At 72.4% G+C, this 16,742-nt stretch carries 13 protein-coding genes; 7 read left to right on the plus strand and 6 right to left on the minus strand.

Annotated elements, in window-relative coordinates; all coding sequences use genetic code 11:
- Nucleotides 1-21 precede the first annotated feature (21 nt).
- The 4 genes from B5D66_RS18485 to B5D66_RS18500 form a co-directional block, all read right to left on the minus strand.
- Nucleotides 22-1,284 carry an ROK family transcriptional regulator gene (locus tag B5D66_RS18485; protein ID WP_078763012.1) on the minus strand — a complete coding sequence of 421 codons (1,263 nt, stop codon included), beginning with the start codon at nucleotides 1,282-1,284 and terminating at the stop codon, nucleotides 22-24.
- 97 nt (nucleotides 1,285-1,381) lie between these two features.
- On the minus strand, nucleotides 1,382-2,353 hold the full coding sequence (locus B5D66_RS18490) for a hypothetical protein (protein WP_078763013.1): 972 nt from the start codon (nucleotides 2,351-2,353) through the stop codon (nucleotides 1,382-1,384).
- Between the two features lie 70 nt (nucleotides 2,354-2,423).
- Nucleotides 2,424-5,207 (minus strand): PQQ-dependent sugar dehydrogenase, encoded by a 2,784-nt coding sequence (locus B5D66_RS18495; protein ID WP_078763014.1) that lies wholly within the window; start codon nucleotides 5,205-5,207, stop codon nucleotides 2,424-2,426.
- A gap of 215 nt (nucleotides 5,208-5,422) precedes the next feature.
- Nucleotides 5,423-6,388, minus strand: a complete 966-nt coding sequence (locus tag B5D66_RS18500) for a sugar phosphate isomerase/epimerase family protein (protein ID WP_235001088.1) — start codon at nucleotides 6,386-6,388, stop codon at nucleotides 5,423-5,425.
- Between the two features lie 516 nt (nucleotides 6,389-6,904).
- On the opposite strand from B5D66_RS18500, the gene B5D66_RS18505 reads away from it, so the two are divergent.
- The 7 genes from B5D66_RS18505 to B5D66_RS18535 are packed head-to-tail and all read left to right on the plus strand — an operon-like array spanning nucleotide 6,905 to nucleotide 14,020.
- Complete coding sequence (locus tag B5D66_RS18505) at nucleotides 6,905-8,140, plus strand: inositol-3-phosphate synthase (protein ID WP_078763015.1); 1,236 nt, start codon at nucleotides 6,905-6,907, stop codon at nucleotides 8,138-8,140.
- Nucleotides 8,137-8,988: an SCO3242 family prenyltransferase gene (locus B5D66_RS18510; protein ID WP_235001089.1), complete on the plus strand. Its 852-nt coding sequence runs from the start codon at nucleotides 8,137-8,139 to the stop codon at nucleotides 8,986-8,988. The genes B5D66_RS18505 and B5D66_RS18510 overlap by 4 nt, the downstream gene beginning before the upstream one ends.
- On the plus strand, nucleotides 8,985-9,860 hold the full coding sequence (locus B5D66_RS18515) for a sugar phosphate isomerase/epimerase family protein (protein WP_235001090.1): 876 nt from the start codon (nucleotides 8,985-8,987) through the stop codon (nucleotides 9,858-9,860). Before B5D66_RS18510 ends, B5D66_RS18515 begins: the two co-directional genes overlap by 4 nt.
- Nucleotides 9,857-10,588, plus strand: coding sequence for an EboA domain-containing protein (locus B5D66_RS18520; protein ID WP_078763017.1), 732 nt, complete (start codon nucleotides 9,857-9,859; stop codon nucleotides 10,586-10,588). The genes B5D66_RS18515 and B5D66_RS18520 overlap by 4 nt, the downstream gene beginning before the upstream one ends.
- A gap of 21 nt (nucleotides 10,589-10,609) precedes the next feature.
- The gene (locus tag B5D66_RS18525; RefSeq protein WP_078763018.1) at nucleotides 10,610-11,467 is read left to right on the plus strand and encodes a TatD family hydrolase; all 858 of its coding nucleotides are present in this window, start codon (nucleotides 10,610-10,612) and stop codon (nucleotides 11,465-11,467) included.
- A 4-nt stretch (nucleotides 11,468-11,471) separates the two neighbouring features.
- Entirely contained in the window at nucleotides 11,472-12,644 is a 1,173-nt protein-coding gene (eboE, locus tag B5D66_RS18530) for a metabolite traffic protein EboE (protein ID WP_078763019.1), read from the plus strand.
- Nucleotides 12,641-14,020: an alkaline phosphatase family protein gene (locus tag B5D66_RS18535; RefSeq protein WP_078763020.1), complete on the plus strand. Its 1,380-nt coding sequence runs from the start codon at nucleotides 12,641-12,643 to the stop codon at nucleotides 14,018-14,020. The genes eboE and B5D66_RS18535 overlap by 4 nt, the downstream gene beginning before the upstream one ends.
- Nucleotides 14,021-14,066: 46 nt before the next feature.
- Here the strand turns inward: B5D66_RS18535 and B5D66_RS18540 are convergent, their stop codons facing one another.
- Nucleotides 14,067-15,323 (minus strand): glutamate-5-semialdehyde dehydrogenase, encoded by a 1,257-nt coding sequence (locus B5D66_RS18540; RefSeq protein ID WP_078763021.1) that lies wholly within the window; start codon nucleotides 15,321-15,323, stop codon nucleotides 14,067-14,069.
- 160 nt (nucleotides 15,324-15,483) lie between these two features.
- Nucleotides 15,484-16,590 carry a glutamate 5-kinase gene (proB, locus tag B5D66_RS18545; protein ID WP_078763072.1) on the minus strand — a complete coding sequence of 369 codons (1,107 nt, stop codon included), beginning with the start codon at nucleotides 16,588-16,590 and terminating at the stop codon, nucleotides 15,484-15,486.
- Nucleotides 16,591-16,742: the final 152 nt, after the last annotated feature.

Here is a 16,742-nt window from a genome sequence, read left to right on the forward strand (position 1 = left end):
TTCGCCCCGGCGGCGGGGCCGTCACTCCAGCGCGTAGAGCGCGTCGCTGACCATGCGGGCGGCGCCGACCACGCCGGCGTCGTCCCCCAACTCGCTCAACACGATCGGCATGTTCCCCGTGGCCAACGGCAGGGAGCGCCGGTAGACCACGCCGCGGATCTCCGACAGGAGGAGATGGCCGAGGTTGGCGACCCTGCCCCCGATGACGATGAGGCCGGGGTTGATGAAGGAGACGAGCCCGGCCAGGGTCAGCCCGACCCGGGCCCCGCCCTCGCGCACCATCCGCACCGCGCAGGGGTCGCCGCGCGTGGCGGCGGCGCCGACGTCGGCGGCGGTGAGGGCGCCCTTGCGCTCCAGGATCTCCGACAACACCGGCGAGCGGCCCGCCTTCGCGGCGGCCAGGGCGTCGCGGGCCAGCGCCGCGCCGCCGAACACCGCCTCCAGGCATCCCTTCTCGCCACAGGCGCACACCGGACCGGTCTCCTCGACGGTGATGTGCCCGATGTCGCCCGCGCAGCCGTTCACCCCGCGGTACATCTGCCCGCCCACCATGATCCCGCAGCCGATCCCGGTGCCGATCTTGACGAACAGGAAGTCCTGCGCGGCGCGGGCCACCCCCGAGTGCTGCTCGCCCAGGGCCATCACGTTGACGTCGTTGTCGAGCAGGACCGGACAGCCCAGCTCGCGCGCCATGGTGTCGCGGACGGGGTAGCCGTCCCAGCCGGGCATGATCGGCGGTGAGACCGGCACCCCCCGGTTGAAGTCCACCGGGCCCGGCACACCGATGCCCGCGCCGGCCAGCCGCCAGGGCCCCGGCTGGGCCTCCAGCAGGTCCCGCAGCAGGCGCAGCACGGCGGGCAGCACCGTCTCGGGGCCGTCCCGGACGTCGATCTCCTCTGCGGCCTTGGCCAGGACCCGCAGCCGGCCGTCGGTGATGGCGACGTCGAGCGAGGTGGCCCCGATGTCGACGCCGGCGAACCTGAGATCGGTCCGGAAGTCGAGGATGGTGGAACGCCGCCCGCCCCGGGAGGTCGCGGGACCGGCGTCCTCGGTGAGTTCGAGTTCGACCAGGCGTCCGACTTCGGCGGCGACGGTGGTCCGCGAGACCCGGAGCCGATCGGCCAGTTCGGCTCGCGACAGCGGCCCCTCGTCGCGGAGCAGCCGCAGGATCCTGGCCTGGGTCCGGGTCTCGACCCGACTCGCGAGCGCTGCTGCCACGTGAGCATCCTGCCACACCGCGACCTCGGCCACGCCGGGCCGGGACGGTCCCTCCACGTCGCTCATACGCCGTTCCCACCTGGTCGCCGGGACGCTCGCGGGGCGGGGGCGGGCCCTCTGGACGGACCCGCCCCCCGACCGGCGCGCCGTGGCGAAGGCGGTGTCAGAACGCCTCGCCGGCCTGCTGGGCCTCGGTCCGGGCCGCCTCCCTGCGGTCCTCGGCCTTCGCCTCCAGCTCCGCGGCGCGGTCCTGCGCGGCCGCGACGCGGGAACGGGTCGCGACGATCTCGCCGAACTCGCCCTCGACGTCGCCGCGCACCCGGTTGTGGGCGCCGGTCAGCGCAACAGGGTCGTTTCCTGTGGCGACCAGATCGCCGCGGATGATGTTGTGGTCGATGTGGACGGTCGCGGTGTTGTCCTTCACCGTGACGTTGCGGTCCCAGTAGCTGGTGGCCGCGCAGGAGGAGCCGGGACCGTCCGAACCGATCTGGACGATGCCGGAGTTGGCGAGGTAGGTGGCGTTGCCGTAGACCTCGCCGCCGCAGAAGACCGAGCCGTGCTCGTTCCCGGCGATCCTCAGGTTGCCCTCGACCACGGTGTCGTGGAGGTCGGCGTATCCGGTCCCGTCGCCGGTGGCCGATCCCCCGATCGTCGCCGACTCGACGAACAGGTCGCCGGTGCGGGCGTTGAGCGCGCCGTCGACCTCGGAGCCGACGGCGAAGAGGAAGCCCTCCACCTCCGAGCCGCTGATGGCAGTGGCGCGGAGGTCGCCGGAGACCTGCCCGCCGTCCAGGTAGGCGCCGAAGGCGCTGCGCGCGGTCACCGTACCGCCGATCTCGGTGTCGGTGACGTCGAGGTAGCCGTTCTCCTGGACGGTGACCTTGCCCTTGAAGACCGCGTCGGTGGCGATGAGGTCGGCCCCGGCGCGGACGGTGACGGCGCCCTCGACCGTGGTTCCGGTCAGCGTGCACGACTTGCCGGCCGGGACGACGAGGTCGCCGGGGACGGTGACGGCGCCGCCCACGCCGTTACAGGAGGTGACCAGGTCGGCGGCCGCCGGAGAGGCGAGGGCGATGACGCCGCCCACGGCGCTGAGGGCGACGAGGGAGGCTGCGGTGGTGGTTCGGAGTCTCATTGCGAATCCCTTTCCGGGAGGTATGGGGGATGAGGCCCGGCCGCCGCGTCCACGGCGGCCGGGCGCGGTCTCATTCGTCGATGCTCTCGATGACTTCCTGAGCCGCCCAGAACAGGTTCTCGGCGGTGCCGGAGTCGGGCACGTTGGCCGTGTCCCGGGCCAGGTCCTGGAACTCCTCCAACTCGGTGATCGCGAGGTCGCCCTTGCCGTTGCCGTGATGGCGCGTGGCCACGGAGACCTTGTTGGACAGCAGCTTCTCCACCCTGCCGTCGAGCTCGGTGGCGGCGACCGTCTCGGCGAGCGCGTCGAGCCCCTCATCGGCGCCGACGGACTCGGCCACGCCGTTGCCGCGGAAGAGCAGCGAGTCCAGCTCGACACCACCGGTCGTGGTGACGTAGAGGGAGCCGGTCTCGCCTCCGGTGTCCTCCAGGAAGGTGGAGGCGCTCACGTAGCCGTCGGCGGCTTCGAGGGGGATCTCACCGATGACCGGGCCGTCCGGAGCGTTCCAGCGCAGCGTCACCGTTGCGCCCGCGGGAGCCGCGGCGCGCAGGGTGACACCGCTGATCCCGGTGAAGTTGAACCGGTCGAAGGAGATCCAGTCCCCGGCCTCCAGGGCGGTCACCTTGCGCTGTCCGCTGGCGGTGGAGTCGTCGACGATCTGGCCGCCGTTGATCTCCCCCGCCCACTCGGCCTCCCGCAGCTTGGGGGTGAGGTAGACCGAGGCGTCACCGGTGGCCGGGGGGACGTCGCCGTCACCGGCGTCGGTGTAGGTGAGCAGGAAGATGCCGTAGGTGTTCTCGGTCTCGCCGTGGTCGGAGTCCGAGGGGGTGGGGATGGTCCCCGAGCAGCCGGCCCCGGTTCCGCCCGGGTGGGCGTGGCCGTCGTGGCCGATGCCGAACTGCCAGGCGGCGCGGTCACAGTCGATGGCGTCGCCGTCCTCGACGTCGGTGATCACCGAGTCGTAGGGGACCGGGTCCCCCCAGTCGAAGAAGCCGCCGTCGGCGGGAAGCGTCAGCTCGACCTCGGGCGCGGTGTTGCCCACCACGACGGCGAGCGAGATCAGGGTGTACTTGCCGGAGGTGTCGGTGACCCGTAGGCGCGGGAAGTACTGTCCCTCCTCGGTGTAGGTGTGGGAGGCGGTGACGCCGCCCTCGCTGAACTCCCCCCGGCCGGTGAAGTCCCACTCGTAGGTGAGCTCGCCCCCTTCGGGGTCGCTGGAGGCCAAGGCGTCGAACTCCACGGTCAGCGGAGCCTGCCCGGAGCGCGGCGTGGCGGTGAAGGAGGCCTGGGGGCTCTTGTTGCCCTCGGCGTAGTCGATCCGGTAGAGGCCGGCGTCGGGGTTCTCCTGGAAGAACCCGGTGCCGTACTCCAGGACGTACAGCGAGCCGTCGGAGCCGAACTCCATGTCCATGATCCCGCGCCACGGCGGTGCGGCGATCGAGTCCAGGTGCTCCTCGGGCAGGAAGTTCTCGATCTTGGTGACCTCGCCGTCGGGCCCGTCGATGGTGAAGGCCGCCATGTAGTTCTGCGAGAACTCGCCGAAGAAGACCTTGCCGTCCCAGTACTCGGGGAACTTGCCGGGAGCGGTGTTGTCCGGGTCGTAGTGGTAGAAGGGTCCGCCCATGGGGCCCTGTCCGCCGCCGCCGAAGTCGGTCAGCTCCGGCCAGGGCTGGTCGTCCGCGGAGTCGCCGTACCACAGCTGCGGTTCGGTGGCCGGGACCGGGATCTCGGTGAGGCCGGTGTTCCAGCGCGAGTTGTTGACCGGTGCCGCGCAGTCGAAGAACTCGCCGGGGGTGGAGGAGGCGAAGTCCCATTCGTTGTAGGCGGCGTTGGGGCCGTGGCAGTAGGGCCATCCCGCGTTGAGGGGCCGGCTCGTGGACTGCCATTCGACGTAGCCCATGGGACCGCGCTGGGGGTTGGCCGTGCCCGCGTCGGGCCCGTAGTCGCCCCACGTCAGGGCGTCGGTCTTGGGATCGATCTCCATCCGGAAGGGGTTGCGCACGCCCATGACGTAGATCTCGGGCCGCGTCCCCTCGGTCCCCGGTTCGAAGAGGTTGCCCTCGGGGACGGTGTAGGAGCCGTCCTCCTGGACCGTGATGCGCAGGATCTTGCCCCGCAGGTCGTTGGTGTTGCCGGCCGAACGGCGCGCGTCATAGCCGGGGTTGTATCCGGGCGCGTCGTTGTTGGGCGCGTAGCCGTTGGCCCCGGGCGCCGAGGCCGGCGTGTTGTCACCGGTGGCGAGGTAGAGGTGGCCGGCGGAGTCGAAGGCGATGTCGCCGCCGACGTGGCAGCACTGGCCCCGCTCGGTGTCGACCTTGATGATGACCTGTTCGCTGGACAGGTCCAGGGCGTCGGCCTCTTCGTCCCACTTGAACCTGGAGAGCTGGTTGTAGCCCTTCCAGGTGTCCCAATAGGACTCGTCCGCCCCGGCCGGCAGGGTCTGGGGCGCCGACCCGCTCGGCGTGTCCAGAGGCGGGGCGTAGAAGACGTAGACCCAGTTGTTCTCCTCGAAGGCGGGGTCGAGGTGGATCGTCTGGAGGCCGTCCTCGGAGTTGGCGTAGACGGGGATGTTGTTGATGACCTCGGTGACACCGCTGTCGGGGTCGGTCATCCGCACGTCGCCGTTGCGCGCGGTGTGCAGGATGCGCCCGTCCGGCAGGATCGCCATGTCGATGGGCTCGCCGACGCTCTTGGTCAGCGTGATCCGCTCGTAGTTGTTCCAGTCCGTGGCCTGCTCGTCGGAGACGGGATGGTCGGGATGGGCGTAGGCGGTGGCCGGGAGTGCGACCGCGGTCGCACTCAACAGGACGGTGCCCGCTACGAGGGCGAGCAGGCGTCGTGGGGCGGGGTTCACAGGGACTCCTTGCCGGGACGACGGTTCCTGGCTTTCGGTGGGCACAGCGCGATTCCGCCGTTGTGCGGCCCCGGGGCCGGCGTGGCCTGGGCGTCCTCGCGCGAGGCGCGGACGGGCGCGCCGGGACGGGGACGGCCCCCGCGCCTACGGGCGGGGTCGCACGGAGGGGGATCGTGGGCGGGGCGCCGGCGGGCGGCGCCTAGGGGGATCGCCGATCAGCCGCGCAGGCGGTACATGGCGTCGTAGCTGCGTTCGGCGTTGCCGAACGAGTCGACGGGGTGTGGGGGCGCGGCGGTGCTCGCCGCGTTGTCCTGCTCCCAGATTCCGTGGTGGGCGCCGCGGCTGCGCAGCGAGCTGAAGAAGCGACGGTAGGGGAGGTCTCCGGCGCCGAACTCGATGATGTCGTAGCCGTTGTCGTTGGCGGGGTTGCTCTTGCCGTCCTTGACGTGGAAGAGGGGGTAGCGGCGGGGGTGGGCGTTGACGTAGTCGACGGGGTCGAAGCCGGGGTAGCGGTGCTGGCCGGCGAAGGCCCAGTAGATGTCCAGCTCCAGGAACACCAGGTCGGGATCGGTGTTGTCGAGGAAGACGTCGTAGAGCCGCACGTCGGGGCGGTCCTGGGCGAACGCGAACTCCCCGGCGTGGTTGTGCTGGTAGAACTTGATGCCCCGGGCCGCCGCGGCCTCGCCGAACCTGTTGAACTCCTCGGCCGCGGCCTGGTAGCCGGCCACCGTGTTGACCGAGGTGGGGGCGTTGGCGGTGCCCACGTACTTGAGGCCGAGGATCTCGGCGTTGTCGAGCTCGCGTTCCAGTCCGTTGCGCCACGCCGAGAGCCCCACGTGGGTGCCGACCGCTTTGAGGCCGTTGTCGTCGAGGAGCCGGCGGATCTCGGGAACGGTGATCGGGCCGACTCCGGGTTGGCTGTATCCGGCGAACTCGACCTCCTTGTATCCGATGCGTGCCAGCTCCTCGAAGACCACGCGGAAGCCCAGGCGTTCGACCTTGTCCCGGATGCTGTAGAGCTGGATGCCGATCTTGCCCGGCGGAATGAGCCGGCCGTTGGCGGCGTGGGCGGGGGCCGCGGTCGCCGTGGAGAGCGCGCCGGCGCTCACCGCCACGGTGCTCGCCGCCAGGGCGCGGAGGAAACCGCGTCTTTTGAACTCGCTCCTGTCGATTCCGGCCATACCTTCTCCTTTGCGCGATCCGTTGTCGGGGGGACGGCTTCGCTGCGTCTGCGGTGGGCCTGTGGTTGGTGCGGGCGGGGACTCGGGCCGCGTCCCCGCGGGGCGTCGACGCTCTAGCACACGCTGTTTACCCCTAGCGTCATTCCAGGCGTGAAGTTACACACATAATCCGGTGAGGGGAACGGCTTTCAGCGAAAAAAGTCAAACTTTGTCCAATCGTCTGACAAAGACGCACACCCCTCCCCCTCGACCGTCGACGCCACCTCCCCCCGCTCGCCGGCAGCACGGAGGCGAAATCCCCGATCAGAGGCCGCCTCTCCGTCCCCCACCCTCCCCCTCACCTCCTCCACGGCGACCATCGGTCGCGACTTTGGCCAGTGACTTGACGAAGATCCGAAAGAACCCCCTTCGCGACTCTTGACCGTTCGTAGCCACGCGGTTTACGTTTTCGAAATGTCCGGAACCTGATGTGACCGGAAACACAGGCTCCCCGCCTGCGCATCGCGAGGAGGACGCATGTCGGCCCCCCTTCCCCCGCACCCCCCGTCCCCCGGCCCCCACTCCCGCGACAACGGGGACGGGCTCCCCGCCCGCGAACGGATCGGCGCCTGGTTCATCGGAGCCCGAGGTTCCGTCGCGACCACCGCGGCCGTGGGGATCTCGGCCCTCGGAGCCGGACTCGCCGACGTCACCGGCTGCGTCACCGAGCTTCCCGGTGTCGCAGGTCCCGACCTGCCCCTCCCCGGCGACATCGTCATCGGAGGACACGACATCACCGCGGTCCCGCTGGTCAAACGCGCGGAGGAGCTCTCCACAGCGGGCGTCCTCCCCGCCCACCTGCCCCGTGTGCTGGCCGGCCCGCTGGCCGACGTCGAGACCCGCCTGCGTCCCGGGATCCGCCACGTCGGGGCGGCGTCCCGGCGCGAGGCCGCCGACCGTGTCGAGGCCGACCTGCGCGCCTTCCAGGCCGAGCACCGGCTCGACCGCGTCGTCGTCGTCGACCTGTCGGCCACCGAACCGCCCGCGCCCGTGGACGACGTGTTCGCCACGCCCGCGGCCTGGGAACGCGCGCTCGACGGCGGCGCCGCGGCGCCGCCGACCAGCTCGCTGTACGCCTACGCCGCCCTGCGGGCCGGCTGTTCCTTCGTCGCCTTCACCCCCAGCCCGTCGATACGCCTGCCCGCGCTGACGACGATGGCCCGACAGATGGGGATCCCCTGGGCCGGGTCCGACGCCAAGACGGGGGAGACCCTGGTCAAGGCGGCGCTCGCGCCGATGTTCGCCACGCGCGCGCTGCGCGTCCGCTCCTGGTCCTCCGTCAACCTCCTCGGCGGGGGTGACGGCGCCACCCTGGCCGATCCCGACAACGCCGCCAGCAAGATCGCCTCCAAGGCCCGCGGGCTGGAGGCGATCCTCGGCCACCCCGTCGAAGGCCCCCTGCACATCGACCACGTGCCCCACCTCGGCGACTGGAAGACCGCCTGGGACCACATCTCCTTCGAGGGCTTCCTCGAAGTGCGGATGAACCTCCAGTTCACCTGGTCCGGTTGCGACTCCGCGCTGGCCGCTCCCCTCGTCCTCGACCTCGTTCGCCTCATGAGCAGGGCGCACCGGGCCGGAGAGAACGGTCCCGTGGGCGCGCTCGGCTTCTTCTTCAAGGACCCGGCAGGCAGCGACGAACACCGCCTGGCCGCCCAATGGGACGCGCTCGTCGCCTGGCGCGGCCGGCACGGAGCGGAGGGCCGGGCGTGAAACCGGGCGACCTGGCCGAACTGGTACGTCTTCCGGCGGCGCTGACCGTGCCCGGTGACACGCTCGCCGGAGCGGCGGCGGCCGGCTGGCCGGACGGACGCCGTACCTGGGCCCTGCCGATCGCCTCGACCCTGCTCTACTGGGCGGGCATGGCGCTCAACGACTACGCCGACCGGCACGTCGACGCGGTGGAGCGTCCCGAGCGGCCGATCCCCTCGGGGCGGGTACGCCCCCGCGAAGCGCTCGCGCTGGCCGCGGCGCTGACCGCGAGCGGCGTCACCGTCGCCGCCTGGGGCGGTGGACGGCCGGCGCTGCGGGTCGCCCTCCCCCTGACAGGGGTCATCTGGTGCTACGACCTGGTGGGACGGCGCGGCCCCCTCGGTCCGGCCCTCATGGCGGCGGCCCGTGGGCTCGACGTGCTCATGGGCGCGGGCGGGCGGAGGGCCGCTGTTCTTCCCGCCCTCGCCGTCGCCACGCACACCGCAGGACTGACCGCGTTGAGCCGTGGCGAGGTGCACGGCGCCTCCCCCGCCACCGCGCGCGCCGCTGTCGCGACCACGCTCACCGCGGCCGTTCTCGGCGGGCTCCCCCGCAGGGCCTCCCCTCGCCCGGTCCTGGCGCCCGCTCTCGCCGCCCTGTTCGCCGCGTCCACCGGACGCGCGCAGGCCGCCGCCGCGCGCACGCCCGACGCCGACACCGTCCGCGCCGCGACCGGCGCCGGCATCCGCGGGATGATTCCCTTGCAGGCGTCGCTGCTGGCGCGGGCGGGGCACCCGGTCGCCGCGGTCGCCCTGGTCGCGGCGGTCCCGGCCGCGCGACGCGGGTTCCGGGCGGTGTCGCCGACGTGAGCCTGCGCTTCGGATACGGGACCAACGGTTTCGGCGACCACCGTCTCGACGACGCCCTCGCGGTCATCGCCGACCTGGGATACGACGGTGTGGCGCTGACCCTGGACCACCCCCACCTGGACCCCTTCGACGACCATCTCGCCGCGCGCACCCGTGAACTGGGCCGCCGTCTGTCGGGCCTGGGCCTGGCCGTCGTGGTCGAGACCGGGGCCCGCTACCTGATGGACCCCTGGCGCAAGCACGAGCCCACCCTGGTCTCCGCCACCGGCCGGGAACGGCGGGTGGAGTTGCTGCTGCGGGCGGTGCGCATCGCCGCGGAGCTGGGCGCCGAAGCCGTGTCGCTGTGGTCTGGCATCCTCCCCGCCGGAACACCCGAGCCCACCGGGTGGCGGCGGCTCCAGGAGGGACTCGGCCCCGTCCTGGACGAGGCGGCGCGGCGTGGGGTGCGGCTCGCCTTCGAACCCGAACCCGGGATGTTCGTCGACACCCTGGAGCGCGCCGTGGAACTACGGTCCCGTCTCGGTGCCCCCGAGCCGTTCGGGGTCACCCTCGACCTGGGGCACTGCGTGTGTAACGAACCGCTCGACGTCACGCGGACCGTCCACAGGGCCGGCCCGCTCCTCGCCAACGTCCAGGTGGACGACATGCGCCCGGGCGTCCATGAGCACCTGGAGCTCGGCACGGGCCAGCTCGACCTGGTGGGCGCGCTCGGCGCCCTGGTCGACGTCGGCTACACCGGGCTGGCCTCGATGGAACTGCCCCGGCACGGTCACGCCGCCCCGACGGTGGCGGCGCGCTCGATGACGGCGCTGCGCGCGGCGCTGGCCGAGGCCCTCGAACGACGTCACCAGCGGGTGGGAGGGGCGCGATGAGCGCGGAGGCCGGACATGGACCGCGCCTGCGGGACCTTCTGGCCCCGCCCGCGCGGCGGAGGCTGGACGAGCTGACCGCCGAGATCTCGGCCACCCCCTCGGCCGTCGCGACACGCTTTCCCGCCGCGGCGCGGCTGGTCGCCCGAGGCCCCGTCCGGCCCGGCGACCCCTCGGGTCTGCTCGGACCGACCCTGGAGGATCTCGTCCGCCTGGTCCTGCTGGAGGCGCTGCGCGACGCGCTCGCCGACGTCCCCGGCCGCCTCGCGCAGGAGGTCACCGCCCTCTACCGGTTCGGCGACTCCGATGAGAAGCGCGCCGTCCTGCGCGCGCTGGACCGCCTCGACATCGGCGAGACCGCCCACGACCTGCTCGGCGACGCCCTGCGCAGCAACGACCCGCGGTTGGTGGCCGCCGCGCTGGGCCCCGGTGGCCACCGCCATCTCGACCAGGCCGGCTGGCGGCACGGCGTGCTCAAGTGCCTCTTCCTGGAGGTCCCCCTCGCCGCGGTGCACCGGTTGGCGGAGCGGGCGGACCCCGAACTCGCCCGCATGGTCGGGGGGTTCGTCGTCGAACGGGTCGCCGCGGGACGCGGCGTCCCCGCCGACGCCTGGCGCGTGCTGGGGGACCACCCGCCGACGGTGCGCGCACTGCGCGCCGAACTGCGCTCGCCACACGCCGACCGCCGCACGGCGGCGGAGCTCGCCCTCGCCCAGCGGCGAGACGTCTGACGTGCCTTGGGAGGAGACGGCATGCGCATTTTCGACCCGCACATCCACATGACCTCACGGACCACCGACGACTACGAGGCGATGTACTCGGCGGGGGTGCGCGCCGTCGTCGAACCGGCCTTCTGGCTGGGCCAGCCCCGCACGAACCCGGGCTCCTTCCTGGATTACTTCGACGGCCTGGTCGGGTGGGAGCGGTTCAGGGCGGCCCGGTTCGGCATCCGCCACCACTGCGCGCTCGCCCTCAACCCCAAGGAGGCCAACGACCCGCGCTGCGCCGACGTGCTCGACGTCCTGCCGCGCTACCTGGCCAAGGACGGGGTGGTCGCCGTGGGCGAGATCGGCTTCGACTCGATGACCGCCGCCGAGGAGGAGGCGTTCGCGCGACAGCTGGACATGGCCGTGGCGGCCGACCTGCCGGTCCTGGTGCACACCCCGCACCGGGACAAGGCCGCGGGGACCCGGCGGACCCTCGACCTGGTCGCCGCCTCCGGTATCGCGCCGGAACGCGTCCTCGTCGACCACCTCAACGAGACGACCGTGGACATCGTCGCCGCCAGCGGCTGCTGGATGGGGTTCTCGATCTACCCGGACACCAAGATGGACGAGTACCGCATGGTCCGCATCCTCGCCGAACACGGGCTGGACCGGATCCTCGTCAACTCCGCCGCCGACTGGGGGCGCAGCGACCCGCTGAAGACCGCCCGGACCGGCCGGGCGATGCTCGACCACGGATTCGACTCCGACGACGTCGACCGGGTGCTGTGGCGCAACCCGGTGGAGTTCTTCGGGCAGAGCGGCCGGCTCCTGCTCGACGACGTCGCCCCCGACACCGGGGCGACCTTCGCCGGCAACTCCGTGCTGCGCGGCGGAGGGGAGTGAGCCGATGCGGCTGCGCCACCCCGACGGCACGCTCGTGCACGTCGCCTACTGCACCAACGTCCACCCCGCCGAGGACCTCGACGGCGTCGTGGAACAGCTTCGGCGCTACGCGGCCCCGGTCCGGGCCACCCTCGGCCTTCCCCGTCTCGGGTTGGGATTGTGGCTGCCCGCTCCGCTGGCCCACCGCCTGGCCCGCGACCCCGGCGAGACCGCCCGGTTGAGGGCGGCGCTGACGGGCTCGGGGCTGGAGGTGGTGACCCTCAACGCCTTTCCCTACTCCGGGTTCCACGATCCCGTCGTTAAGGGACGGGTCTACCGCCCCGACTGGACCGAGCCCGAGCGTCTGGCCTACACCCTCGACTGCGCGCGGGTGCTCACCGAGCTCCTTCCCGACGAGGCGCGTCGCGGCAGCGTCTCCACTCTGCCGCTGGCCTGGCGCGAACCGTGGGGGCCGCGGCACGCCCGGCTCGCCGCCGCGAACCTGGAACGGCTGGCCTCGGGACTGCGCGCGCTCGCCGCCGAGACCGGACGCCCCGTGCGCGTCGGCCTGGAGCCCGAGCCCGGGTGCCGGGTGGAGACCACCGGGGACGCCGCCAGGCTGCTCGCCGGAACCGACCACGCCCACATCGGCGTCTGCCTGGACACCTGCCACCTCGCGGTCGCCTTCGAGGAACCGGAGCGGGCCTTGAGCCGGCTCTCGGCGGCCGGTCTGCCGGTGGTCAAGGTGCAGGCCTCGGCGGCGATCCAGGCCGGCGCCCCGGACTCCCCCGCCGCCCGTTCGGCTCTGGCCTCCTTCGCTGAGGACCGGTTCCTGCACCAGGTGCGCGGGAGCACCGCGGAGGGCGTCCGCGCCTGTGACGACCTGCCCGAGGCCCTGGGGGACGGCTCAGTCCTGGACGGCGCGGAGCCGTGGCGCGTCCACTTCCACGTTCCGTTGCACCGGGAGCCGATCGCCCCATTGGAGAGCACCCGGCGGCACTTGGAGCAGACCCTCTCGGCCTTGTTCGGGGGCGGTACCGCCGTCACCGACCACCTGGAGGTCGAGACCTACACCTGGTCGGTGCTGCCCGAACGGCAACGCCCCCGCGACGCCCGGGGGCTGGTCGACGGCCTGGCCGGGGAGCTCGCCTGGGTGCGTGACCGGCTCGTCGGACTCGGACTGAAGGAGGAGACGTGACCCGGCTGTTGGTGATCGACGTCGTCGGGCTGACCCCGGCCCTGCTGGAACACGCGCCACGGCTGAGCGCCCTGGCGGCGGAGGGGTGGAGCGCCCCTCTGAACACGGTGCTGCCGGCCGTGACCTGCTCCGTGCAGTCGACCTTCCTGACCGGTGGCCTCCCCCGCGACCACGGGATCGTCGGCAACGGATGGTACTTCCGCGACGTGGGAGAGGTCCATCTGTGGCGCCAGCACAACCGCCTGGTCGGCGGCGAGAAGGTGTGGGAGACCGCGCGCCGGCACCGGCCGGACTTCCGCACGGCGAACGTGTGCTGGTGGTACGCGATGGGCGCGTCCACCGACTGGACCGTGACCCCCCGGCCGGTCTACCACGCCGACGGCCGCAAGTCCCCCGACTGCTACGCCCGGCCGGCCCGTCTCCACGAGGAGCTGACCCGGGACCTGGGGCCCTTCCCGCTCTTCCAGTACTGGGGGCCGACCGCGTCGCTGCGCTCGACCGAATGGATCGTGGCCGCCACCCGGCGCCTTCTGCCCCAGGCCGACCTCACCCTGTGCTACATCCCGCACCTCGACTACGACCTCCAGCGCCACGGCCCCCACGGCCCCGAGGCGATCGCGGCGGTACGCGCCGTGGACGCGGCGCTGTCCCCCCTACTGGAGGACGCGCGGCGGCTCGGCGCGACCGTGGTGGCGCTCAGCGAGTACGGGATCACCCCCGCGTCGCATCCCGTGCACGTCAACCGGGCGTTGCGCGAGGCGGGACTCCTGGAGGTCTACACCCAGCACGGCATGGAGTACCTGGACCCCTGGGCGTCGAGGGCCTTCGCGGTCGCCGACCACCAGGTGGCGCACGTCTACGTCGCCGACCCGGCCGACCTCAGCGCGGTCGCCGATCTGTGCCGCGCCCTCCCGGGGGTGGACCTGGTGCTGGACCGCGCGGACCAGGCGGCCCACGGCCTGGACCACGAACGGTCGGGGGAGCTGGTGCTGGTCGCCGAGCCGGAGGCCTGGTTCACCTACTACTACTGGTTGCGGGACGAGCGCGCCCCCGACTTCGCGCGCGGGGTGGAGATCCACCGCAAGCCCGGTTACGATCCCGCCGAACTGTTCCTGGACCCCGCCGACCGGACGGCGCGGATCCGGGCGGGTATGGGGCTCGTCCGCAAGAAGCTGGGGCTGCGGTACGCGATGGACGTGGTTCCGCTCGACCCCGGTTGCGTCCGGGGAACCCACGGGCGGCTGCCGCAGGACCCCGCGCACGGACCGGTGCTGATCTGCGGGGACGGGTCCACGGCCCGCGCCGGGATGGCCGCGACCGAGGTACGCGACCTACTGCTGGAGCTGGCCGGGATACCGGTAGCGGCCTCCGCCTGAGAGGCGGGCCCACAAGCGTCTTCGGGCCCGCCCACGATCATCCGGCTCAGCGCACGTGCCCGTCGCCGGTGATCACGTACTTGGTGGAGGTCATCTCCGGCAGCCCCATGGGGCCACGGGCGTGGAGCTTCTGGGTGGAGATGCCGATCTCGGCACCGAACCCGAACTCGCCGCCGTCGGTGAAACGCGTGGAGGCGTTGACCATGACGGCGGTGGAGTCGACCCGTTCCACGAAACGCCGCGCGGCCGACTGGGAGTCGGTCACGATCGCCTCGGTGTGGGCGGTGGAGTAGCGCCGGATGTGGTCGACCGCCTCGTCGAGGGAGTCGACGACCTTGACCGCGAGGTCCAGGGACAGGTACTCGGTCGCCCAGTCGTCCTCGGTCGCCGGCACCACGTCGGCGTCGTAGGAGCGGGTCCGCTCGTCACCGTGGACGGTGACGCCGAGGTCCTTGAGTTCGGCCAGGACGGCCGGAAGGAAACGGTCGGCGATGGCGGAGTGGACCAGCAGGGTCTCGGCGGTGTTGCAGGTGGAGCAGCGGTGGGTCTTGGAGTTGACGGCGATGGCCACCGCCTTGCCCAGGTCGGCGGCCTCATCGACGTAGACGTGGCAGTTGCCCTCGCCCGTCTCGATGACGGGCACCGTGGACTCGCGCACGACGGTCTGGATGAGTGAGCCGCCGCCGCGGGGGATCAGCACGTCGACCAGGCCGCGCGCCCGCATCAGGGCTTGGGCGGAGTCACGCCCGGTACCGGGGACCAGCTGGACCGCGTCGACCGGCACCCCGGTGCCCTCCAGCGCTTCGCGGAGGACCCGCACGATGGCGGTGTTGGAGGCGTAGGCCGAGGAGGAGCCCCGCAGCAACGCCGCGTTGCCGCTCTTCAGGCAGAGCGCGGCGGCGTCGACGGTGACGTTGGGACGCCCCTCGTAGATGATGCCGATGACGCCGAGGGGAACCCGGATCTGGCGCAGTTCCAGACCGTTGGGCAGGGTCCGACCGCGTACGACCTCGCCCACCGGGTCGGGGAGTTCGGCGATCGCGCGCACGGCGTCGGCGATGGCCTCGATCCGCCGCGGGGTGAGCGCGAGCCGGTCGATCATGGCCTCGGCCGCACCGGACTCGCGCGCGCGGGTGATGTCCTCGGCGTTGGCCGCGACGATCTCGTCGACCTGTTTGACCAGCGCCTCGGCCATGGCCAGCAGCGCGGCGTCCTTGACCGCCCTGCTGAGCGGGGCGAGGTCGACGGCGGCGTCCTTGGCGCGCCGCGCGACCGCGTGGACATCCCGCTCGATGTCGCTCATGTGAGTTCTCCGCTCTCTTCCCTTGGAGCCCAGCGCCGATGGACGAGGACCTCCGAAACGGAGGGGTCTCCCCGCAGACCCCGGTGACAGCACGATATAGCGCCGCCCTTTCGGCGCCCAGGCTTTTGCCCGACCCTCGCGGACGCCGGGGTCCCCTCGTTCACGCCTTGATCAGCACCAGATCGTCCCTGTGGACGATCTCACGTTCGTACTCGGCGCCCATCTCGCGGGCCAGCCAGCGTGTGGAGCGCCCCATCAGGTCGGGGATCTCGGTGGAGTCGTAGTTCACCAGGCCGCGTGCCACGATCCGGCCGTCCTCGTCGCGCAGGTCCACCGGGTCGCCCGCGCCGAACTCCCCCTCGACCCTGACCACCCCGGCCGGCAGCAGCGAGGCGTGCTCGTCCACCACCGCCCGCACGGCTCCGGGGTCCAAGACGACGCTGCCGCGCCCAGCGGTCGCGTGGGCCAGCCAGAGCTGCCGGGTGGAGGGGCGACGCCGGCGCACCGGGGAGAACAGCGTGCCGACCGGCTCCCCCTCCAGCGCGGCGCGGGCGTTGGCCGCGGAGGTGAGAACCGTGGGAACGCCGGCCTGCGTGGCGATGCGCGCCGACTCGACCTTGGTGACCATGCCCCCGGTGCCGACCCCGCGCTTGCCGGTCCCGCCGATGTCGACGCCCTCAAGGTCGGCGGGACCGCGCACCTCCGCGATCCGGCTGGTGCCGGGCAGGCTCGGGTTGCCGTCGTAGAGCGCGTCGACGTCGGAGAGCAGCAGCAGCGCCTCGGCCCGGAGCAGGTGCGCGACCAGCGCGGCCAGGCGGTCGTTGTCGCCGAAGCGGATCTCGTGCGTGGCCACCGTGTCGTTCTCGTTGACGATGGGCACCGCTCCGATGTCGAGCAGGCGGGTCAGCGTGCGCTGGGCGTTGCGGTACTGCACCCGGCGCGTCATGTCCTCGGCGGTGAGCAGGATCTGCGCCGCGGTCAGCCCGTGTCTGGCGAAGGCCGCGGTGTAGTGGGCCACCAGCAGCCCCTGGCCGACGCTCGCCGCGGCCTGCTGTGTGGCGAGGTCCTGGGGCCGACGGGACAGCCCCAGGGGGGTCAGTCCCGCCGCGACCGCGCCCGAGGAGACCAGGATGACCTCGATCCCCTGGGCCCGGCGCGCCGCGAGGACGTCGGCGAGCTCGCCGATGCGCTCCCGGTCGATGTGACCGTCCGGTGTGGTCAGCGACGACGATCCGACCTTGACGACGACGCGGCGGGCCTGCGCCATGACCTCCCGCACCGGCTCGACCTGTCCGTCGACGACCCCGGTCGCCCCTTCAGACTGTGCGCTGTACACGTCCCTCGTTCCCATCTGCGTGTCAGGACCCCGGTCCGCGACGCGATCGGGGCGATTCGATGGCTGACGTCAGGGCCCGCGCG

The sequence above is a fragment of the Marinactinospora thermotolerans DSM 45154 genome, assembly GCF_900167435.1.
Taxonomy (GTDB): domain Bacteria; phylum Actinomycetota; class Actinomycetes; order Streptosporangiales; family Streptosporangiaceae; genus Marinactinospora; species Marinactinospora thermotolerans.